At 60.6% G+C, this 20315-nt stretch carries 16 protein-coding genes, 1 tRNA gene, 3 pseudogenes and 2 riboswitches; of the genes and pseudogenes, 12 read left to right on the top strand and 8 right to left on the bottom strand.

Annotated elements, in window-relative coordinates:
* From AAIL66_RS23740 to AAIL66_RS23720, 5 genes and pseudogenes are all read right to left on the bottom strand, one after another.
* Positions 1 to 120: pseudogene (locus AAIL66_RS23740) on the bottom strand (protocatechuate 3,4-dioxygenase); the annotation flags it as partial.
* Positions 120 to 518 carry a protocatechuate 4,5-dioxygenase subunit alpha gene (gene ligA / locus AAIL66_RS23735; RefSeq protein ID WP_034358671.1) on the bottom strand — a complete coding sequence of 133 codons (399 nt, stop codon included), beginning with the start codon at positions 516 to 518 and terminating at the stop codon, positions 120 to 122. The pseudogene AAIL66_RS23740 and the gene ligA, both read right to left, overlap by 1 nt.
* 20 nt (positions 519 to 538) lie before the next feature.
* Positions 539 to 1510, bottom strand: coding sequence for a PDR/VanB family oxidoreductase (locus AAIL66_RS23730; protein ID WP_343497916.1), 972 nt, complete (start codon positions 1508 to 1510; stop codon positions 539 to 541).
* Complete coding sequence (locus AAIL66_RS23725) at positions 1507 to 2547, bottom strand: aromatic ring-hydroxylating dioxygenase subunit alpha (RefSeq protein WP_343497915.1); 1041 nt, start codon at positions 2545 to 2547, stop codon at positions 1507 to 1509. Before AAIL66_RS23725 ends, AAIL66_RS23730 begins: the two co-directional genes overlap by 4 nt.
* 44 nt (positions 2548 to 2591) lie before the next feature.
* Entirely contained in the window at positions 2592 to 3926 is a 1335-nt protein-coding gene (locus AAIL66_RS23720) for an MFS transporter (protein WP_034358677.1), read from the bottom strand.
* A gap of 305 nt (positions 3927 to 4231) precedes the next feature.
* On the opposite strand from AAIL66_RS23720, the pseudogene AAIL66_RS23715 reads away from it, so the two are divergent.
* From AAIL66_RS23715 to mnmC, 4 genes and pseudogenes are all read left to right on the top strand, one after another.
* Positions 4232 to 4396 (top strand): annotated as a pseudogene (locus AAIL66_RS23715) (transposase); the annotation flags it as partial.
* A 20-nt stretch (positions 4397 to 4416) separates the two neighbouring features.
* Positions 4417 to 5272 (top strand): annotated as a pseudogene (locus AAIL66_RS23710) (IS5 family transposase).
* Positions 5273 to 5500: 228 nt separating this feature from the next.
* A riboswitch (glycine riboswitch) is annotated at positions 5501 to 5593 on the top strand.
* Between the two features lie 13 nt (positions 5594 to 5606).
* A riboswitch (glycine riboswitch) is annotated at positions 5607 to 5725 on the top strand.
* A 52-nt stretch (positions 5726 to 5777) separates the two neighbouring features.
* A complete protein-coding gene (locus AAIL66_RS23705; RefSeq protein WP_003069687.1) occupies positions 5778 to 6443 on the top strand; it encodes a trimeric intracellular cation channel family protein in 666 nt (221 codons plus the stop codon).
* 163 nt (positions 6444 to 6606) lie between these two features.
* On the top strand, positions 6607 to 8553 hold the full coding sequence (gene mnmC, locus AAIL66_RS23700; RefSeq protein WP_343497917.1) for an FAD-dependent 5-carboxymethylaminomethyl-2-thiouridine(34) oxidoreductase MnmC: 1947 nt from the start codon (positions 6607 to 6609) through the stop codon (positions 8551 to 8553).
* 77 nt (positions 8554 to 8630) lie between these two features.
* Here the strand turns inward: mnmC and AAIL66_RS23695 are convergent, their stop codons facing one another.
* On the bottom strand, positions 8631 to 9950 hold the full coding sequence (locus AAIL66_RS23695) for a hemolysin family protein (RefSeq protein WP_343497914.1): 1320 nt from the start codon (positions 9948 to 9950) through the stop codon (positions 8631 to 8633).
* Between the two features lie 284 nt (positions 9951 to 10234).
* On the opposite strand from AAIL66_RS23695, the gene AAIL66_RS23690 reads away from it, so the two are divergent.
* From AAIL66_RS23690 to AAIL66_RS23660, 7 genes are all read left to right on the top strand, one after another.
* Positions 10235 to 12019, top strand: a complete 1785-nt coding sequence (locus AAIL66_RS23690) for a nitrite/sulfite reductase (protein WP_343497913.1) — start codon at positions 10235 to 10237, stop codon at positions 12017 to 12019.
* A 24-nt stretch (positions 12020 to 12043) separates the two neighbouring features.
* The gene (locus AAIL66_RS23685) at positions 12044 to 12430 is read left to right on the top strand and encodes a DUF934 domain-containing protein (RefSeq protein ID WP_059439705.1); all 387 of its coding nucleotides are present in this window, start codon (positions 12044 to 12046) and stop codon (positions 12428 to 12430) included.
* A complete protein-coding gene (locus AAIL66_RS23680) occupies positions 12427 to 13074 on the top strand; it encodes a phosphoadenosine phosphosulfate reductase family protein (RefSeq protein WP_343497912.1) in 648 nt (215 codons plus the stop codon). The genes AAIL66_RS23685 and AAIL66_RS23680 overlap by 4 nt, the downstream gene beginning before the upstream one ends.
* 191 nt (positions 13075 to 13265) lie before the next feature.
* Positions 13266 to 14198, top strand: a complete 933-nt coding sequence (gene cysD / locus AAIL66_RS23675) for a sulfate adenylyltransferase subunit CysD (protein ID WP_003069699.1) — start codon at positions 13266 to 13268, stop codon at positions 14196 to 14198.
* Positions 14199 to 14331: 133 nt separating this feature from the next.
* Positions 14332 to 15705, top strand: coding sequence for a GTP-binding protein (locus AAIL66_RS23670; protein WP_034379301.1), 1374 nt, complete (start codon positions 14332 to 14334; stop codon positions 15703 to 15705).
* 145 nt (positions 15706 to 15850) lie between these two features.
* On the top strand, positions 15851 to 16180 hold the full coding sequence (gene fdxA / locus AAIL66_RS23665; RefSeq protein ID WP_003053491.1) for a ferredoxin FdxA: 330 nt from the start codon (positions 15851 to 15853) through the stop codon (positions 16178 to 16180).
* Positions 16181 to 16216: 36 nt separating this feature from the next.
* Positions 16217 to 17284 carry an NAD(P)/FAD-dependent oxidoreductase gene (locus AAIL66_RS23660; RefSeq protein WP_052088916.1) on the top strand — a complete coding sequence of 356 codons (1068 nt, stop codon included), beginning with the start codon at positions 16217 to 16219 and terminating at the stop codon, positions 17282 to 17284.
* Between the two features lie 136 nt (positions 17285 to 17420).
* Here the strand turns inward: AAIL66_RS23660 and AAIL66_RS23655 are convergent, their stop codons facing one another.
* Positions 17421 to 18911 (bottom strand): nucleobase:cation symporter-2 family protein, encoded by a 1491-nt coding sequence (locus AAIL66_RS23655; RefSeq protein WP_034408438.1) that lies wholly within the window; start codon positions 18909 to 18911, stop codon positions 17421 to 17423.
* A 530-nt stretch (positions 18912 to 19441) separates the two neighbouring features.
* Positions 19442 to 19981: a peptide deformylase gene (gene def, locus AAIL66_RS23650; RefSeq protein WP_034358695.1), complete on the bottom strand. Its 540-nt coding sequence runs from the start codon at positions 19979 to 19981 to the stop codon at positions 19442 to 19444.
* Positions 19982 to 20161: 180 nt separating this feature from the next.
* Here def and AAIL66_RS23645 point away from each other — a divergent pair.
* Positions 20162 to 20237, top strand: a tRNA-Asn gene (locus tag AAIL66_RS23645).
* Positions 20238 to 20315 lie beyond the last annotated feature (78 nt).

The raw sequence follows: 20315 nt of genomic DNA, 5'->3' as shown, positions 1-20315 counted from the left end.
CGAGAAGTCATAGCCCTTGAACAGGGGCGCCCAATAGTCTTCCTGGGTCTTGCCCATGTCCATGGCGACGCCGATGGCAGGCACATGCGAGGTGAAAATGGATGCGGTGATGCGTGCCATCAGGCTTGCCTCCCTGTTTCATTCAGGAATCTGTTGCCCTCTATGCCGCGCCCGCCTGCAAGCATCATCTGGCGGTAATCTTCTTCGCTCATGCCCGTCATGGTCGACACCATGTTCTGTACGCTGATGCCGTCAGTGGCGCCTATCTTTACGAGAAAGTAAATGTTCCCGCCCAGGTCTATGCAGCGATTGAGATCGCGCGCCAGCACGGCCTGCTTCTGCTCCTCAGTCATCGACCACTCGTCGAGATAGGCTCGCTCGTTGGCGCGAAAGCGCTCGCGGTTCTCCGCCTTCATCAGGCTCATGCAGAACTGGTTGAGCCAATAGCCCCTACGGGACTGCTCTGCGTCAAACACCGTGGTGCCAGGCACATCAAGATAAGGTTTGTTCAAAGCCATAGATATCAATTTCTGCAGATTCAAAGATCCAGTACCAGCCGTTCACAGCGGGCCCGTGAGCAGCAAGGAGTGAACTGATCGTCAGCGGCTTGCTCCTCAGCGGTCAGATAAGAATCACGGTGATCAATTTGTCCTGATAGAACGCGCGTCAGGCAAGTGCCGCAAACCCCCTGCTCGCAGGAAACCATGATCTCCACACCAACGTCCTGCAAAGCCTGTGTCACGCTCTGACCTACCGCGACAGACACGACACGCCCCGAACTTGCGAGTTGCACTTCGAAAGCAGTGTCCTCGCCGCGAGGGCCGACATTGGCTGCCGCAAAAAACTCCCAATGCAATCGCTTTTCGCTCCAGCGCTGCTGGCGCGCAGCATCCAGCACTGCGTCGATAAACCCCTGGGGACCGCAAACGTAGAGATGCGTGTCCGGCAAGGCATCGGCAAGCACGGCTTCTATGTTCAGGCGCAGGGAAGCATCGCCCTCGTCAAAGTACAGTTGCACCTGGTCAGCGAAGGCAGAGTCCGCAATACGCTGCTGAAAAGCCATGCGCTGCCAGGAACGACCTGCGTAGTGCATGCGAAAGGAGGCGCCAAGTACCGAAAGCCGCTCCGCCATGCACAGGATGGGCGTCACGCCTATGCCCCCGGCCAAGAGCAAGTGGTGCGGCGCATCAGGTTCCAGCGCGAAATGATTTCTAGGCGCGCTGATCTGCAGCACGTCGCCTTCGGCCACAACTTCGTGCACAGCCGATGAGCCTCCACGTGAGGCTGGATCGCGCAACACGGCGATCTGGTAACGATGCGCTTCCGAAGGATCGTTGCACAGCGAATATTGACGAACGATTCCACCGGGAAGGTGTACGTCTATATGTGAGCCAGCCGCAAAAGATGGCAAGGTACCGCCATCGATAGCCACCAGCTCAAGGCCACAGATGTCCTGTGCCTCCTGCGTTCGCCGAGCGACTCGAACTTGCAAAAAGCTGCCAGCAGTCATACAGCCTCCGCTTGCTCACGCGTCAGCAAGCGCTCGATGACACGGCGGGACTGGACACCACCTGCATCGATGTTGAGCATCAGCAGCTTACGGTCAGGCCAGCGAATCAGGTTTTCCTGCTGCAGCTCCAGCACCTCCGTGTCCTCGCTGAAGACCTTGCCCTGCCCCTCGCGAATAGAGGCCGTCAAAGCCGCATCCTGTGGCTTGAACTGGCGCGCCATACCCCAGAAATAATGATGCGTGGTTTCGGTTTCCGGGGTAATGAAGTCCACAACGATGGACGAAACCTTTTTGTCTGCTGGCGCACCATGACCGCCATGCCCGGCCAGAGCCACGCCCACCTCGATCATCACGTGGCTGGGTGGCTCGAAATGACAGATCTGCCAACGATCCACGGGCTGGTCATCGGGCAGTCCATTGCCGCGCAAAGCCATGCGCCAAAATGGCGGAGCCTCAGGCAAGCCTTCCATGAAGCGGCTGGTGGTGACATGGTCGCCATCCACCTTGGTCACGCAAGGCGTCTCGTCGATTTCCTTTTGCCCAATCGAGCTGGCATGCACATAAGTTTCGTGCGTCAGATCCATCAGGTTATCGATCATGAGCAAATGACTGGCCTTGATGTGGTAGTAGCCGCCGCCATAGGCCCATTGCGGATTGTCCGCCCAGTAAAGCTCTGGAATCAGCCCGGGGTCGGCCTCCTCCTTGCGACCTGGCCAGACCCAGACAAAGCCATACCGCTCCACGACTGGAAAGCTGCGGATCTCTGGAAATCCCCGCACGCGCTGGCCTGGCATGGCAATCGTTTTTCCCTCGCAACCCATCTCCAGGCCGTGGTAGCCACAGATCAGCTTTCCCTCGCAGACAAAGCCCAGCGATAGCGGTGCACCGCGGTGAGGACAAAAGTCCTCCACCGCAGCAATTCCCTGCGGGCCACGGTAAAAAGCAATGCGCTCATTGCAAATGGTGCGGCCCAAAGGCTTGTCTTGAGGGATTTCATCAGCCTTGCAGGCGACATACCAAGTGTTCAACAAAAACATAACGGGGTCGTTATCAATAGAGTGGGAAATACGTGCTTTGAAAGTCAGTGCGCCGCAGCCACCGAACCCCGAAGAACCGCGACTCGGCCCGCGCCTGTGGCGAAAACGGCCATCGCAGCGACAATCAGGGGGACAGCGAAGACGTAGTAGAGCGAAGCAGGCTGCCAGCCGCCATCCAGCAGCAGTCCCGCCATGGTTGGCGCCACGATGGCGCCAATGCGGCCAATACCGATGGCCCACCCCATGCCGGTAGCGCGGACCTGGGCGGGATAGGTGGCAGGCACCAGGCCATAGAGACCAGCCATGGATGCAAACAAAAAAATACCTACACCGACTGCAGCAACAAATGCCCACGCCAGGCTGGTCGAAGCAAGGCCGAACAATGCGGTAAACAGCGCATTGAGCAACAGGCTGCCAATCGCCAGATTGCGCAACTTCGCCCTCACAGCCAGCAGTCCGAACAAGCTACCGCCAGCAATGCCCCCCAGGTTCAGCAGCACTCCGCCCGTCACGCCCTGCTGGGCCGACAAACCGGCTTGCACCAGCAATTTGGGTGTCCAGCTCAGCGAGAAATAGACACTGAACATGAGCAGGAAAAAGCCTGCCCACAGCATCAGGGTAGGACGTGCCAAACCATTCTTGAACAGCGCCGCCACCGTATTGCCTTGAACGGCATCGCCGGCCACCGGAGCAGGCAGCTGCGCGAGCGGTGCATGGCCCATGAGCACCATCAAACGATTGAGCTTCTCGAGCGCGTGAACCGGACGGCGGCCCAGCAGGAAATCCACGGATTCGGGCAGACGCCACAGCACGATGGGCAACATCAAGGCTGTCGTCAGGCCGCCAAAAACAAAGACCGAGCGCCAGCCGTAATGTGTCAGCAGCCAAGCGGCCATGAGTCCACCCAGAGTGGCACCGATCGGATAGCCGGTGGCTTGCAACGCGATCGCAGTGCTGCGCCACTTTTGGGACGAGAACTCGGAAGTGATGACCCCCACGCTTGCCAGCATGCCGCCGATGCCGACGCCGGTGATGGCCCGCAGGGCAGCCAGCTCGATATAGCTTCGGGCCATGGCTGACATCAGCATTCCAGCCGAAACCACGACGAGGCACAGCACAATGACAGGCTGCCGACCGCGTCTATCGGCCACGGGGGCGACGAACAGCGAGCCAATGGCCATACCAATCAGCCCGGCACTGAACAACACGCCCAGCTGAGCGCCATTGAGCTTCCATTCAGCCGCAACTGATGATGCAGTAAAAGCCATCACGAGCACATCGAAGCCATCAAGCATGATGAGCAAAATGCAGATGCTTACGGCCAGCCATTGAAACGAGGTCATGGCACCTTCGTCCATGGTCTTGCGAATGTCTTTCATACAGGTCCTTATCAGGAACAGGTTGTCTCCGGAGCTTCGTTATGTCTGCAGCTGTCACGCCGCAGTAACCAGCTTTCTAGTTAGAGCGCCACTGTCTAACTTGCTAAAACAGCGTGGTGAGGCTCGACTGAAAAGTATCTCTATCAGAGTCTGTCAACGCCAATGCACACATTGCGGCAAGCTATGCGTTTTAATGATGACTTTTCTCGCCAACGCAGAAGATCTGACGAGAGATAGTGGGACAGCCTAATGAATCCCCGGGCATGGTCCATTGCTTGTCTTTCACATAAACATGGGGCGTAGGCATACCAAGACCCTGGGAACAGCGCCGCAGGCGTAGGTCTGCCACCGAGAAAGCGGACCTGGTTCGTCAAACCTATGAGCCTGGGATGAGCGTGTCACTCGTGGCTCACCAAGAAGGTGTATCGGCAAGCTTGCTCTTTACCTCGCGAAAGCTTGAGCATGAAGGGCCTCCGACACCAACGCCCTAATGAGTGCTGCCGCTCACACCACCAACTGGAAGCAGTACAACGCAGCACTCAAGGCTCGCGGCTCCTTGACCATCTGGCTGGACAAGACCATGTCTTGGCTTGCCGCTGACAGCGGCAAACGCGGGCACAGCCCGCAGTTCTCGGATGCAGCGATTCAGTTCTGCCTGACCATCAAGAACCTCTTTGGATTAGTCTTGCGGCAGACCACAGGCTTTGTTCCGTCACTACTGGCGCTGTCTGGATTGCTGTGGCCAATTCCCGACTTCAGTACATTGTGTCGCCGCCAACGCCGTCTGGATGTGCAAGTGGCATACCGCTCTAGCGCAGCCGGCCTGCACCGACTGGTTGACTCCACAGGCATCAAGTTCCTTGGCGAAGGCGAGTGGAAGTGCAAAAAGCATCGCCGCCAATGGCGCAAGCTGCACATCGGTATTGATGCGCAAACGCTGCAGTGTTGCCGCAGTTGCGGAGCAAGTTCCTGCCGAGGAGCCGCTGCTGACAGTGACAGGCGATGGGGCTTATGACACGCAGTACGTGCATGCGGCGGTCATTCAGCGCAATGCCACGCCCATCATTCCCCCAAGAAAGAATGCCAAGGTGCGCAAAGGCGATGGCTTTGCGCACCGCAACGCAGCTATCGCCGCATGCAGACGGTTGGGGTGAAGTATCTGGAAACGCTGGAGCGGTTACCACCGGCGCAGCCCGGTAGAGACCAAGATGAACTGCATCAAACGCCTGGGTGAACGAGTAATGTCACGCACGTTCGAGCGCCAAGTTAACGAACTGCACATTCGAGCCGCCATCCTCAATCGGTCTACTGAACCGGTCTGCCCGCAGACGGTGGCTGTGGCCTAGCCACACCTGGGGTTGGGAAATCTGGCCATGGGGGTGATATATGCAACAACGCCCTCTCGCTGTCGCGCGTATGAGTTTTTATGGCGGGCGGCTTCACAGACGAAAACGCGGGCTTGCGCGAGCCATGGCGGATTCAGACCGCCCTTCCGCACCCCGAGCTGGCAGCCGCAGAAACACACCAATACAGGTATTAACCCGAATAAAGTCGCTGAAACTAGCTAGAATCGCGCCCATCCCGCGGGAGAGCGGAGCCTTTCGAGGGTTCCCGCCGAAGGCGCAAACTCCCATAATCGCTCAGGCAATAAGTACCGCAGGTGGGTCTGACAGGACCCGGATATCGCCAACTGGAGAGCAGCCCGCAACCACAAGCTGCAGGGCTCACCGAAGGGGCAAGCATGTCCACCGCGAAGGTGCTCATGCGCAACTCTCAGGTAAAAGGACAGCGGGAGAGGCAAGCCGGACACTCCCGCCGATGTGAGTGGCTGGTCTATTTTCAAGTGCCTTCATGCTTCCTTCCGTCTCTTTGCTGGACTCGTTCCAGGCCTCCAACTTCACCGTCATGCTGGTCATCTATCTGGTGGCCATTACCGCCGAAGCCATGTCCGGCGCACTCGCCGCAGGCCGGCGCAATATGGATATCTTCGGCGTCGTCGTCATCGCCTTTGTCACTGCCCTGGGAGGCGGCACCATCCGCGACATGGTGCTGGGCCACTACCCCATCGGCTGGACCCAGCACCCTGAATATGTGTATCTGGTCATCAGCTTCGGTCTGCTGACCACCGTGATTGCACGCCATATGCACAGGCTCAAGCAGGTGTTTTTGCTGCTGGACGCCATGGGACTGATCGCCTTTTCGCTGATCGGCTGCAATACCGCGCTGGAGCTGGGCTACCCCACCATCGTCATCATCATGGCCGGCATGATTACCGGCATCAGCGGCGGCATCTTGCGCGATGTGCTCTGCAACCAGGTCCCCGTGGTGTTCCGCCGCGAGCTGTATGCCAGCGTGTCGCTGTCGGTATGCCTGATGTTCCTGGGCCTGCGCTATCTGGATGTCAGCCCCAATATCAGCACCATCGTGTGTTTTGCCGGCGGTCTGGCCTTCCGTCTGGCCGCCATTCGTTTCAAATGGCGCCTGCCGGTTTTTTCGTACCAGCAGCGCTGGGAGTGATAGAGACTCCCCCTGTGGCGCTGCGCGCCGTCCCCCTCTCTTGCTACGCAGGAGGGAGACGCAGCCATCGCTGCGGGGCGGCCCTTGCTTGGCTGCTCTAACCTAGACTGCGCCATGCATTACCCATGTAGTTTCACTTTCCATGTCTGAACCGATCACATGGATGCCGGATGGCACCCCCTACAACACCCGATTTGGTGATCGCTATCACAGCGAGCTGGGCGGCCTTGACCAGGCCCGCCAGGTTTTTCTCGGTGGCTGCGATCTTCCAGCTGCCTGGGCCGATGCAGCGCAGTGGCGCATTCTGGAAACCGGCTTTGGCTTCGGCCTGAATTTCCTGGTCACCTGGGCGGCATGGAAAGCCGACCTCAGACGCCCGCGCATTCTGCATTTTGTCTCGGTGGAGGCCTACCCTGTCTCGCGCGAGGATCTGCTCGCGTTTTTACCGACCGATGGGGAACTGCGCCCGCTTGGCGAACAACTGGCCGAGCAATGGTGGGGACTGCTGCCCGGCGTGCATCGCCTTTCCTTTGATGACGGCCAGGTGCTGCTGACGCTCCATATAGGCGATGCCAGGACCATGCTGCGCAAGCAGCAGATGACGGCTGACAGCGTATATCTGGATGGCTTCTCTCCCCAGCTCAACCCCGAGATGTGGGATGAAGATGCCATGAAGAACATCGCCCGCCATTGCCGCCGTGGCACGCAGCTTGCCACTTGGTGCGTGGCCGGCCATGTGCGCCAAGCGCTCAAGGCTCAGGGTTTTGACGTCAAGAAGCGCGTTGGCGTGCCGCCCAAGCGCCATAACCTGCATGCAGCCTACAACCCGGCCTGGGAGCCGCGCCATCGCCCTGACGGCCTGCCTGCGCCCGTGGGCCAGGCCGGCCGCTGCCTGGTGCTGGGTGCAGGCCTGGCTGGTGCCGCCGCTGCCGCCAGCCTAGCAAGACGCGGCTGGGAAGTGACGGTGCTGGATGCGGCGGCCGAGCCTGCGGCAGGAGCATCAGGCCTGCCAGCCGGCTTGTTTTGCCCGCATATTTCGCCCGATGACAGTGTTCTGTCGCGCCTGTCCAGAAGCGGCGTACGCACAACGCTACAAAATCTGCAGCAACTGAGCCAAGCGCAAAAGTTGCATCCAGCCCAGGACTGGGCCCATGGCGGCGTGCTGGAGCATGACCTGAACGAGCCTTCCCATCTGCCCAGGTCATGGCTGCAACCCGGCAGCGAGACCGCCCCCTGGGGCCTGCACTGGAGTGCGCCTGCGCTGCCGGCTCAGCTGGCTGCGGCAAAGCTGCCTGCAGACAGCCACGCCGTCTGGCATGAGCAGGCTGGCTGGGTGCGCCCCGCACAACTGGTGCGCGCGCTGCTGCAAGCCCCCGGGATTCATTGGCAGGGCCATGCCCGAGCTTCACGGCTGGTGCGCGATGAAGTGCGCAACATCTGGCAAGTGCTGGATGCCCGGGATCAGACCCTGGCCCAAGCCCCCATGCTGGTGCTGGCCCTGGGTCCGGACACCAAGCCCTTGCTGCAAGCCAGCGGCCTGGCAGCAGGGGAGTGGGAGCTGCAAGCCATACGCGGCCAGGTCAGCGTGGCCGAGCATGATGCCGGGACGCTGGCGGCCATGCCGCCCTTCCCCGTCAACGGTCATGGCAATCTGGTGCCGGACTTTCCCTCGGCCAACCAGGTCGGCGCGCACCAGTGGATCATGGGATCGACCTTCGAGCGCGATGTGACCGAGCTGCCACCCACCGCCGCCGACCAGCAGGCCGCCCATGCCAGCAATGGCGAAAAGCTGGGCGCTTTGCTGCCTGGGTGCAGGCAGGCGCTGAGTTCCTTCTTCGATGCCGACCAGCAGCCCGCCACCTGGGCGCGCCTGCGTTGCGCGGCCTACGACCGTCTGCCGCTGACAGGTCCCGCCGGGCAGTCGGCTGCCGATCTACCGGGCCTGTGGGTGCTGACGGGGCTGGGCTCACGCGGGCTGACGCTGTCCATGCTTTGCGGCGAGCTGCTGACGGCACGCCTGCATGGCGAGCCGCTGCCGCTGGATGCCAGGCTGGCTCAGGCCCTGGGTACGCAGCGCCTGTGGAGCCGCGCCCAGCAGCAGCCCAGGTAAGGCTCCCGCAAAAAAAAGCACGCAGCGCTTACGAAGAAGTGCTGCGTGCCGTTTCGGGTCTGATTCTGAGGCCGGGTTTATTCGCTGCTTAACGATGCCACGGTGACCAGGGGCTTCAGCCTGGTCGCCAGCACCTTGTCCAGCGTCTTGCCGTCCATGTCCACGACTTCAAAGCGCCAGTCTTCCCACTCCACCACGTCGGCCTCGGTGGGCACGCGGCCCAGCAGCAGCATGATCATGCCGCTCAGGGTGTGATAGCGGCCGCGCTCTTCCTCGGGAACGGTATGCAGACTCAGGCGGTCCTTGAGTTCGGGCACGGGAATATGGCCGTCCAGCAGCCAGCTGCCGTCTTCGCGCTGCACGGCCCAGCTGGTTTCGGGGTCGCGCGGCTGGAATTCGCCGGTAATCGCCTCGATCAGGTCCTGCAGCGTGACAATGCCCTGCACCTCGCCGTACTCGTCGATCACAAAGGCCATATGCAGATCGGAGGTGCGGAAGTTGTCCAGCAACTCCATGCCGGTAATGGTCTCGGGCACATAGAGGGCAGCCTGCAGAGGCTGGTCCTTGAGCGCCTGCTTGCCCTTGTTGAGCAAGGCCTGCGTCAGCCACTGGCGGGCATTGAGCACGCCCACGATATTGTTCATATCGCCGCGCACGACCGGGAAGCGCGCGTGGTCGGCCTGTTCGACACGGGCCAGGGTCTCTTCCAGGCTCTCGTCGATATCGAGACAGATGACATCGCTGCGCGGCACCATCAGCGAGCCGATCTGACGATCGTCCAGACGGAACACATTGCGCACCATGGTGTGCTCCTGCGACTCGATCACGCCGGCCGTGTGGCCTTCCACCAAAATGGCCTGGATTTCCTCTTCGGTCACCACGCTGCCATTGCTCTCCTTGACACCCAGGACCTTGAGCAGGCCGCGCGTCGATGCCGACAGCAGCCAGACAAAGGGTTTGGTGGCCAGGGCCAGGAAGTTGATGGGACGCGAGATCAGGCGCGCCAGGGCCTCGGGATGGGTCTGACCCAGGCGCTTGGGAACCAGCTCGCCCACGACGATGGAGAAGTAGGTGATCAGCACCACCACCAGGCCGGTGGAGAGGTAGTCGGCGTATTTCTGGGTCATGCCCAGGGTGATCAGCCAGTTCTCCAGCGGGCCGGCCAGAGCCGCCTCGCCGACGATGCCGTTAAGCACGCCGATGGAGGTGATACCGATCTGGATGGTGGAGAGGAAACGCGTTGGATCCTCTCCCAATTTGATAGCAGCTGCCGCGCCGCTGTCGCCCTCATCCACCAGTTTCTGCATGCGGGTCTTGCGGGCGGTAACCAGCGCAATTTCCGACATGGCGAAGACGCCGTTCAGACAGATGAGAGCGAAAAGTATGGCTATTTCCATAGTCAGGCACCCGCTTTCAATCCAGGCGCCTCAATCGTTGAACAAGCCTTGATTCTAGAGAATGCCCGGCACAGGGGCGCTCACAAAATGCAAGCGCGCAGAAAGGAAATTGGTTCAGGAGCTCCGTAAGAGCGTCCTGGCAGCTCCTCACATATTCATTCAGATATATATGAAGCACTAAATAATCGTTTGTTTTTATATAAAGCATCTCTACAGTTCTGACCAACGATCAAAGTGCAATGCCACCCGAGGCAAGGCATCCGCTCCACGGAAGAACTGAAGACATGTATCAATACACCGATTTCGACAAAGCGTTCGTCAAGCAACGCGCCGACCAGTTCCGTGACCAGCTCCAACGCTGGCAGGCAGGCAAGCTCACGGAAGACGACTTCCGCCCGCTGCGCCTGCAAAACGGCTGGTATGTGCAGCGTTATGCCCCCATGCTGCGCGTGGCCGTGCCCTACGGCGAAATCAACTCGGCCCAGATCCGCGTGCTGGCCAAGGTGGCCCGCGAGTACGACGAGCCTGAGGCTGAAGTCTTCAAGCAGGCTCTGGAAGGCCAGGGCAAGCTGGGCACGACCTATCTGCCCAAGAACTGCGCCCACTTCACCACCCGCACCAATGTGCAGTTCAACTGGATTCCGCTGAGCAAGTCCGCCGACGTGATGGATCTGCTGGCATCCGTGAACCTGCACGGCATCCAGACCAGCGGCAACTGCATCCGCAACACCACCACCGATGCGCTGGCCGGTATCGCACCTGACGAGATCATCGACCCCCGCCCCTACGCAGAAATCCTGCGCCAGTGGACCACGCTGCACCCCGAGTTCGCGTTTCTGCCACGCAAGTTCAAGATCGCCATCACCGGCGCCAGCGAGGACCGCGCCGCCACGGGCTGGCATGACGTGGGCCTGCACATGGTCAAGAACGAAGCCGGCGAGATCGGCTTCAAGGTCTTCGTGGGCGGCGGCATGGGCCGCACGCCCGTGATCGGCACCGTGATCCGCGAGTTCCTGCCCTGGAGCCAGATCATGAACTACATCGAGGCCATCGTCCGCGTCTACAACGAGCTGGGCCGCCGCGACAACAAGTACAAGGCCCGTATCAAGATTCTGGTCAAGGCCGAAGGCCAGGCCTATATCGATGCCGTGGAAGAGGAATTCCGCCAGATCGTCGAAGTGGACGGCGGCCCTCACACCGTGCCCCAGGCCGAGTTCGATCGCGTGGCCGCCATGTTCACCACGCCCGCTCTGCCCGTGGTGGCCGATGCCGCAGGCGATGAGCAGGCCCTGATTGCCCAGACCGCCAAGGAACCCGCATTTGCACGCTGGATTGCCCGCAACGTCCATGCCCACCGCGTGGCCGGTCTGCGCGCCGTGACCTTGTCCTTCAAGCGTGTGGGCCAGGCCCCCGGCGATGCACAAAGCGAACAGCTCGACGCACTGGCTCACCTGGTGGACAAGTTCTCTGCCGGCGAGGCCCGCGTGACGCACGACCAGAACGTGATGCTGCCCTGGGTGCAGGTCGGACAGCTGCATGCACTGTGGACCGAGGCCAAGGCCCTGGGCCTGGCCAGCACCAATGTGGCGCTGCTCACCGACATGATCGCCTGCCCCGGCGGCGACTTCTGCGCGCTGGCCAATGCCCGCAGCCTGCCGATTGCCGACGCCATCACGGCCCGCTACCAGGATCTGGACGAATTGGACGACATCGGCGAAATCGATCTGCATATCAGCGGTTGCATCAACAGCTGCGGCCACCACCACAGCGGCCATATCGGCATTCTGGGCGTGGATAAGGACGGCAAGGAGTGGTATCAGGTCACGCTGGGCGGCTCGGACGGCTCGACCCTGTCCGGCCAGGCCGTGGCCGGCAAGGTCATCGGCCCCTCGTTCAGCGCAGCCGAAGTGCCCGATGTGATCGAAGCCGTGCTGAGCACCTATCGCGACCTGCGCCAGCCCGGCGAGCACTTCATCGACGCCGTGCGCCGCATCGGCCTGGATCCCTTCAAGGAGGCCGGCAAGGCAGCCCGCCACCCTGTGGAAGCCGAAGAAGAAGCGCTGGCCTGAAGCCATAAGAACAAGGATAGAGTCATGAAAATTCTGGCAAGCAACGAATACCAGGCCCCCACCGAAAGCTCCGGCAATGTGCTGGTGCTGGCCAACGATGTGAACGCCCTCGAGGTGAATCTGGACGGCATCGCACAGGTGGATCTGTATTTCCCCAACTTCACCGATGGCCGTGCCTTCAGCCAGGCCTATCTGCTGCGCCGCCGTCTGAAGTTTGCAGGCGACATCCGTGCCACCGGCGATGTGCTGATCGACCAGCTGGTTCAGATGGAGCGCACGGGCTTCAGCAGTGCCGTGCTGCGCGAAGGCGTGGACGCCGCCGATGCCCAGCGCCAGTTCGAGCGCTTTGGCGGTTTCTACCAAGCCGATGCCGTGCACACGCAACCCCATTTCGTAGAGGTGCAAGCATGAGCCAGCTCGCCCCCGTAAGCACCCTCGACCTGGATCTGGCACAAATCAATGCCGAACTGGGCCGCGACGCCCAGGCGCTGGTGAACTGGGCCGTGGGCCTGGATCAGCCCACCATAGTCACCACCAACTTCCGCCCCTTCGAGGCGGTGATCCTGCACATGGTCACGCGCGCCAACCCCGACGTGCCCGTGGTCTGGATGGACAACGGCTACAACACCGAAGCCACCTATCGGTTTGCCGATGCGGTGACCAAGCAGCTTGGGCTCAACCTCAAGATCTACCTGCCGCTGCGCTCACGTGCCCACCGCGAAGCCGTGGAAGGAGCCACGCCGGCGCTGGACGATCCGCGCCATGCGGCCTTCACAGAAGAAGTGAAGCTGGAGCCCTTTGCCCGCGCCCTGAGCGAAACCGCACCCAAGGTCTGGTTCACCGCCCTGCGCGCCACCGACACCGCCGTGCGAGCACAGATGGAGCCCGTCAGCATCAATCCCGACGGACTGATCAAGGTTGCGCCGCTGCTGCACTGGTCGTCCAAGGAGCTGTACGAATACTGCGAAAAGCACGGCCTGCCCAACAACTTTGACTATGTGGACCCGACCAAGGGTGAAGACAACCGCGAATGCGGACTTCATTTGAGTCACTGACGTGCTCCCCCTGGGCCGCTTTGCGGCTTCCCCCTCTCTCTTCGGGAGGGGGACGGCAGCCTCGCCGCAAGGCGGCTCTTGCTTGCTGCCCCTGGAATTGCAGCGCGCCCGTTTTGTAAGCCGTCGATTTAAAAAGATAGCTGATAGCCCAATATCTATAAGCGCTACAGCATTATTTGATTGGATAAAAAATGAACGCTCGTGTGGATACTTCCGTGTTGAGCCATCTCAGCAACCGCCACCTGGATGCACTGGAAGAAGAAACCATTTTCATCCTGCGCGAAGTGGCCGCAACTTTTGAACGCCCCACCCTGCTGTTTTCGGGCGGCAAGGATTCGCTGGTCATGCTGCGCTGCGCCGAAAAGGCCTTCGGCGCGGGCCGCATTCCCTATCCCTTGCTGATGATCGACACCGGCCACAACTTCCCCGAAGTGACCGATTTCCGCGACCAGCGAGCCAAGGAACTGGGCGCCGAGTTGATCGTGCGCAGCGTGGAAGACTCCATGGCACGCGGCACCGTGCGTCTGGCACACCCCGGCGAATCGCGCAATGTGCACCAGTCGGTGACGCTGCTGGAGGCGATTGACGAGTTCCGCTTCGACGCCCTGATCGGCGGCGCGCGCCGCGACGAGGAAAAGGCCCGCGCCAAGGAGCGCATTTTCAGCCATCGCGACAGCTTCGGCCAGTGGCAGCCCAAGGCCCAGCGCCCCGAACTGTGGACGCTGTTCAACACCCGCATTGCACAGGGCGAGCATTTCCGCGTCTTCCCCATCAGCAACTGGACCGAGCTGGACGTGTGGCAGTACATCGCCCGTGAAAACATCGCCCTGCCATCGATCTACTACACCCACAAGCGCGATGTGGTGGAACGCAAGGGCCTGCTGGTGCCCGTGACCGAACTGACCCCGCCGCGTGAGGGCGAGGAAGTCGTGCAGCGCGATGTGCGTTTCCGTACCGTGGGCGACATCACCTGCACCTGCCCCGTGGAAAGCACGGCAGCAACGGCCGAAGACATCGTGATCGAAACCCTGGCTGCCGAGGTCAGCGAACGGGGCGCGACGCGCATGGACGACAAGACCAGCGAAGCGTCCATGGAAAAGCGCAAGAAAGACGGGTACTTCTAAGGCATCCCCTGAGGCGCTACGCGCCTTCCCCTTCTCTGGAGCTTCGCTCCGGAAGGGGACGACACCCTCGGTGCGCGGCAGCGCTTCCTCGGTGTCTCTGAGTTGGGACATGTCGGTTTTTAGAAAGAATGCGATGACTGAGACTATTAATTCCGTAGCTGCTAGCGCAAACCCATCAAGCGCTTCAGGCCAATTTGATGCACATAACAGCAGCGCGCTGCGCTTTATCACCTGCGGCTCGGTCGATGACGGCAAGAGCACGCTGATCGGTCGCCTGCTGGTGGACACCCGCGCCGTGCTGCAGGATCAGTTGGCCGGCGTCACCAAGTCCGGCGAAACGGATCTGGCACTGCTGACCGACGGCCTGGCCGCCGAGCGCGAGCAAGGCATCACGATCGATGTGGCCTACCGCTACTTCGCCACCGAGTCGCGCAAGTTCATCATTGGCGACGCTCCCGGTCACGAGCAGTACACACGCAATATGGTGACGGCAGCATCGAGCGCCGATGCCGCCGTCGTGCTGGTCGATGCCACCAAGCTGGACTGGAAGAATGCCGATCTGGAGCTGCTGCCCCAGACCCGCCGCCACAGCCTGCTGGCCCATCTGCTGCGCGTGAATTCGCTGGTGTTTGCCGTCAACAAGCTCGACGCCGTGCAGGACCCGGCCCTGGCCTTTGCCCATATCAGCGCCGCGCTGCAGAAGTTCACAGCCTCCGCAGACATCAAGATCACGGCCACCGTGCCCGTGTCCGCGCTCAAGGGCTACAACGTGGTCAACAGCACCGACGGCTGGGCCGGCTACCACGGCCCCAGCCTGCTGCAACTGCTGGAACAACTGCCCAACACGCCCACCGACAGCGATCTGGCACTGGCCTTCCCCGTGCAGTGGGTGGAGAAATTCTCTTCTTCGTCCGACACCAGCCAGGGCCGCCGCGTGTTCTGGGGCCGTGTCGCCACGGGCGTGGCCCGGGTCGGTGCCCAGGTGCAGATTCTGCCCAGCGGCCAGCTCGCGACCGTGGCCCAGGTCATAGACCACGCTCGCGCACCCAAGGAAGTGGCTGCCGGCCTGTCCGCCGGCATCACGCTGGACCGCGAGGTCGATGTCTCGCGCGGCGACTGGATCATTGCCGCTCCCGTGCAAGCCGAAGTTGCCGAGGATGATTTCGATGCTCCTGCTGCCGCAAGCCCCTGGCCCAGCAGCCGCGAGATCACCGCCACAGTGGCCTGGATGGACACCGAACCCCTGGTGCCTGGTCGCGTTTACTGGGCGCTGCATGGCCATCGCTGGGTCAAGGCCAAGGCGCGCCGCTTGGTGCACCGCCTCAATATCAATACACTGGACAAGGAAGACGCGCAGCAGCTTGAGGCCAATGCCATCGGCCAGGTGGAGCTGGTGCTTCAGGAAGCCATTCCGGCCGCACCTTTCACCCAAGCCCGCCAGCTGGGCTCGCTGATTCTGGTGGACACCGCCAGCAATGCAACGGCCGGTGCTGCGCTGGTGAACTGAAGCCAATGAAGACAGGGCCGCAACCGCGATCTGGCCGCCAAACCAGATCTCCATACGGCCTTATCCAGCCAGGCACTGGCGCTGCGCGGGAAAAAACCTAAAATCACGGGGTTTTACCAATCCCCACCCAAGAAGAAGATTCTCAATGACTCACGTCGTTACCGAAAACTGCATCAAGTGCAAGTACACCGATTGCGTGGACGTTTGCCCCGTGGACTGCTTCCGTGAAGGCCCCAACTTTCTGGTGATCGATCCCGATGAGTGCATCGACTGTGCCGTCTGCATTCCCGAGTGCCCGGCCAATGCCATCTTTGCCGAAGAAGATGTGCCTGCAGATCAACTGGCCTTCATCAAGCTGAACGTGGATCTGTCCCAGCTCAAGAGCTGGAAGAGCATCACCAAGCGCAAGGCTTCGCTGCCCGACGCCGACGAGTGGAATGGCAAGCCGAACAAAGTGGATTTGCTGGAGCGCTAAGCCGGTCAGGGCGCGGACTGCGCTACGCTTGCCTGCATGAGCCTGTCCAACGCAACGACCAACGCTTCCCTCTCGCTACAACCCGCCGTGGAAACCGACGCCATCATCATTGGCGCAGGTCCGGCGGGTTTGTTTCAGGCCTTCCAGCTTGGCCTGCAGGGCATTCAAGCCCATTTGATCGATGCCCTGCCCCATGTGGGCGGCCAGTGCAGCCAGCTCTACGCGCACAAGCCCATCTACGACATTCCCGGCATTCCCGTCTGCACGGGCCTGGAGCTGGTGCAACTGCTGGAAAAGCAGATCGCGCCCATGCAGGTGACCCGCCATCTGTCCCAGCAAGTACAGACCCTGCAAGCCCTCGACGACGGACGCTGGCAGGTCGGAACCACGGCAGGCGCAATGTTCCACACCCGTACCGTCTTCATCGCCGCAGGCGTCGGCGCGTTCGTGCCCAAGGCCCTCAAGGCGCCAGGAGTGGATGAGCTCGGCACGGGTCAGCTGCACTATCACCCGCAGCAGCTGGATATGACTGCAGGCCGCCAGGCGCTGGTCTATGGCGGCGATGAGGAAGCCGTAGCAGCAGCCATTGACTGCAGTTCAAGCGCGGCCAGAACCGTTCTCATGCACCGCCGTGACAGCTTCAATGCCGAGCCGGCGCAACTGACCCGACTGCAGCAGTTGCGCGAGTCTGGCGCTGTCGAAGTGCTGATCGGCCAGATTACCGAAGTGCGGCACGGCGATGGCCTACTGGAGTCCGTGCAATGGATGGACGGTGAGGGCAATGAACATCTGCAGCCTGTCGAACAGTTGCTGGTCTACCAGGGCATTTCACCCAAGCTGGGCCCTTTGACGGACTGGGGACTGGCACTGGAGCGCAAGCAACTGGCCGTGGATCCGGCAACGCTTGCCACCAGCGCCCCGGGGATTTATGCCATTGGCGACATCGTCAGCTACAGCGGCAAGAAACGGCTGATCCTTTGCGCCTTCCACGAGGCCACCATGGCCGCGTTCGCGGCAGCCGAATACCTGCAAGGCAGCAAGCCTTTGCTGGAATACACGACGACCAGCGCTCGCCTGCATGCCATCTTGGGCGTGTCCCACTGAAAAGCCGCCAGTGTCCTGCCTCGGACTCCTTGGAGTCCGCAACTTCTGAGGCTGGCATAAAAAAACCGCTATCCCTCGGGATAGCGGTGTAAATCACGACGGGGTCAGACCCCACCGCGCGCACTTTGATCTCGGCTCAATGGCCATGTGCCGGCTTGATCGGAATGATGGGCACTTCCTTGCCTTCCTTGTCGTAGACCTTGCCACCTTCGACGCGGTCCCCATCGGCCAGGGCTTCAAGCACATGCTGGCTCAGGGCGCGGCCATAGCCGGCTTCAAAGACGGAAGGCTGATCGGAATTGCCTTGCTTGAAATGGTTGTAGAGCAGGTTCAGGGTCACGGCAACCAGGGCCGTTGCGCTGATGCCCGAGTGGAAGATCGTGGCAAACCATGCGGGGAACTGGTCATAGAACTTGGGAGCCACCACCGGCAGCAGGCCCGCGCTCACCGAGGTGGCAACAATGATCAGATTCATATTGTTGTTGTATTCCACCTTGGCCAGGGTACGGATGCCGCTGGCAGCCACGGTACCGAACAGCACCAGACCGGCACCGCCCAGCACGGAGGGAGGCACGCAGGCCACGATGCGGCCCATCACCGGCAACACACCAAACACGATCAGGATCAGGCCGGAGAAAGCCACCACGAAGCGGCTCTTGATTCCGGTCACAGCCACCAGGCCCACGTTCTGTGCAAAAGCGCTTTGCGTGAAGCCGCCGAAGATGGGGGCCACGATGCTGGAGAGCATGTCGGCGCGCAGACCATCACCTAGACGGCGACCGTCCACGGGGCTGTCCACGATTTCGCCCACGGCCAGCACGTCGGCCGAGGTTTCCACCAGGATCACCAGAATCACGATGAACATGGAGATGGTGGCCGCCATGTCGAAAGTGGGCCAGCCGAAGTGCAAAGGCGTAGGCACCGCAAAAATGGGGCCGTTGAACACCTGCGAGAAATCGGCCTTGCCGATGAAGACGGCCGTGATGGTGCCCACCACGATCGCCACCAGAATCGACAGGCGCGACAGCATGGCATTGCCCAGCTTGCTGAACAGCAGCACCATGAACAGCGACAGACCGGCCAGACCGATATTGCCCATGCTGCCGTAATCAGCAGACTTGGCATTGCCGCCCATGGCCCAATGCGCAGCCACAGGCATCAGCGACATGCCGATCACCGTGATCACGCAGCCATTGACCAGCGGCGGAAAGAACTTGGTGATGCGCGAAAAAACCGGCGCAATGATCAGGCCCAGTACCGAGGCGTACATGACGGCTCCCAGCACGCCCTGCATGCCGCCCCCGGTGTGCAGAATGCTGACCATGGTGGCCACGCCTGCGAATGAAACACCTTGAACCAGAGGCAGACGGCAGCCGAAGAAAGGGATGCCCAGGGTCTGCAGCAAGGTTGCCACACCACCCATGAACAGGCAGGCGGTCACCAGCAGACCGGCATCGGCAGCGGACATGCCAGCCGCTTCAGCGACGATCAGAGGCACCGCCACGATGCCGCCGTACATGGTCAACACATGTTGCAAGCCATACATGAGGTTGGCTGTGACGCCAAGATTCTCATCTTCGGGGCGCTTGACGGCCGCATCCCTGGATGCTCCGGTCTGATCGTTCATCTTTGTCTCCTAAATTACCTACTCACCAAGGCTCTAGAGGCCTTTCGCTCTGTCCGGTCGACTTGCAGCATCTCTTTCGGCAGCGATCTTTTCCGATCACCCCGGCGAGGCCTTGTGCTGCAGCCAGTCGCTCTTCTTCGAGAGCGATCCGACCTATAGAAAAGAGCAAACCACTCTTTCATTCACCCAAGTCAGTCTTTCAATCTCCCTTGATTGCAGGACATCCGCCGGACGGACTATTCCATTACGCAATCAAAGCCATACCCAGAAGGGCATGAGTCGAGACTGTACGTTGCCAGGACACCAAAATTGTCTACAGTTTTGTATACAAAGTGCTGACCAGAACCTTTCCAAAGCAAAAAAGCACACTCATTGGCTGCGATCGGGCACTGGAAATTGACACAGATCATGCCCAACCAGGCATTCATGCCCTCTATAAAGAACAAAAGGATGCAAGACACATTCCCAGTTGTGTCTTGCATCCAGCAGAGAAGAGAAAAGAGAGATCTGGAGCGCTTGTCAGTGGCCGCTCAGTCTTCCTCGGCCTGAGCGATGCCGGGAAACAGCACATCGGTAAAACCGAAACGGCTGAAATCGCGCACCCTCATCGGATAGAGCTTGCCCCAGAGGTGGTCGCACTCATGCTGGACCACGCGCGCGTGAAAGCCCTCCACCGTGCGGTCAATCGGGTCGCCGTAGATATCAAAGCCGGTGTATCGCACCTTGTTCCAGCGTGGCACCATGGCTCGCAGACCGGGAACAGACAGACAGCCTTCCCAATCCAGCTGCTCCTCTTCACCGATAGGTGTGATGACTGGATTGATCAGCACGGTACGGGGCACTATGGGGGCATCCGGATAACGGGGATTGGGCTCGCCCGAGCCAAACACCACCATCTGCAAATCCTCGCCGATCTGCGGCGCCGCCAGGCCGGCACCGTTGGCAGCATGCATGGTATCCAGCAAATCCTTGAGGAGCAGATGCAGCGCATCCGTATCAAATTCAGTCACCGGCTTGGCAAGCCTCAGCAGACGGGGATCACCCATCTTCAAAATGGTACGTACAGTCATATATCAATACGGCGTGCAGCAACCACCGGGCCACCGCACTGTTCAATCATCAAAAGCATAGCGCCGCCGCCAATCCACGTGAACGATGCGGCCTGTTCAGGTATCAGGCACAGAGAATTTAATGAAATTGTGATGAACTTCCTGCGAGCTCATTTTTACACCCTATAATCTAGGTCTTCTTCCTCAATAGCTCAGTCGGTAGAGCGCCGGACTGTTAATCCGTAGGTCCCTGGTTCGAGCCCAGGTTGAGGAGCCAAGAATTTCGATGCTTTGCGGATATCAAAGCATCACACCGACACATTCCTCAATAGCTCAGTCGGTAGAGCGCCGGACT

The sequence above is a fragment of the Comamonas sp. F1-6 genome, assembly GCF_039581415.1.
In the GTDB taxonomy this organism is placed as follows: Bacteria; Pseudomonadota; Gammaproteobacteria; order Burkholderiales; family Burkholderiaceae_C; genus Comamonas; species Comamonas thiooxydans.
This window is presented reverse-complemented; position numbering and strand designations above follow the sequence as displayed.

Coding starts and splice junctions, on each gene's coding strand:
- ligA (WP_034358671.1), bottom strand. CDS start 518: ATGGCTTTGAACAAACCTTATCTTGATGTGCCTGGCACCACGGTGTTT.
- AAIL66_RS23730 (WP_343497916.1), bottom strand. CDS start 1,510: ATGACTGCTGGCAGCTTTTTGCAAGTTCGAGTCGCTCGGCGAACGCAG.
- AAIL66_RS23725 (WP_343497915.1), bottom strand. CDS start 2,547: ATGTTTTTGTTGAACACTTGGTATGTCGCCTGCAAGGCTGATGAAATC.
- AAIL66_RS23720 (WP_034358677.1), bottom strand. CDS start 3,926: ATGAAAGACATTCGCAAGACCATGGACGAAGGTGCCATGACCTCGTTT.
- AAIL66_RS23705 (WP_003069687.1), top strand. CDS start 5,778: ATGCTTCCTTCCGTCTCTTTGCTGGACTCGTTCCAGGCCTCCAACTTC.
- mnmC (WP_343497917.1), top strand. CDS start 6,607: ATGCCGGATGGCACCCCCTACAACACCCGATTTGGTGATCGCTATCAC.
- AAIL66_RS23695 (WP_343497914.1), bottom strand. CDS start 9,950: ATGGAAATAGCCATACTTTTCGCTCTCATCTGTCTGAACGGCGTCTTC.
- AAIL66_RS23690 (WP_343497913.1), top strand. CDS start 10,235: ATGTATCAATACACCGATTTCGACAAAGCGTTCGTCAAGCAACGCGCC.
- AAIL66_RS23685 (WP_059439705.1), top strand. CDS start 12,044: ATGAAAATTCTGGCAAGCAACGAATACCAGGCCCCCACCGAAAGCTCC.
- AAIL66_RS23680 (WP_343497912.1), top strand. CDS start 12,427: ATGAGCCAGCTCGCCCCCGTAAGCACCCTCGACCTGGATCTGGCACAA.
- cysD (WP_003069699.1), top strand. CDS start 13,266: ATGAACGCTCGTGTGGATACTTCCGTGTTGAGCCATCTCAGCAACCGC.
- AAIL66_RS23670 (WP_034379301.1), top strand. CDS start 14,332: ATGACTGAGACTATTAATTCCGTAGCTGCTAGCGCAAACCCATCAAGC.
- fdxA (WP_003053491.1), top strand. CDS start 15,851: ATGACTCACGTCGTTACCGAAAACTGCATCAAGTGCAAGTACACCGAT.
- AAIL66_RS23660 (WP_052088916.1), top strand. CDS start 16,217: ATGAGCCTGTCCAACGCAACGACCAACGCTTCCCTCTCGCTACAACCC.
- AAIL66_RS23655 (WP_034408438.1), bottom strand. CDS start 18,911: ATGAACGATCAGACCGGAGCATCCAGGGATGCGGCCGTCAAGCGCCCC.
- def (WP_034358695.1), bottom strand. CDS start 19,981: ATGACTGTACGTACCATTTTGAAGATGGGTGATCCCCGTCTGCTGAGG.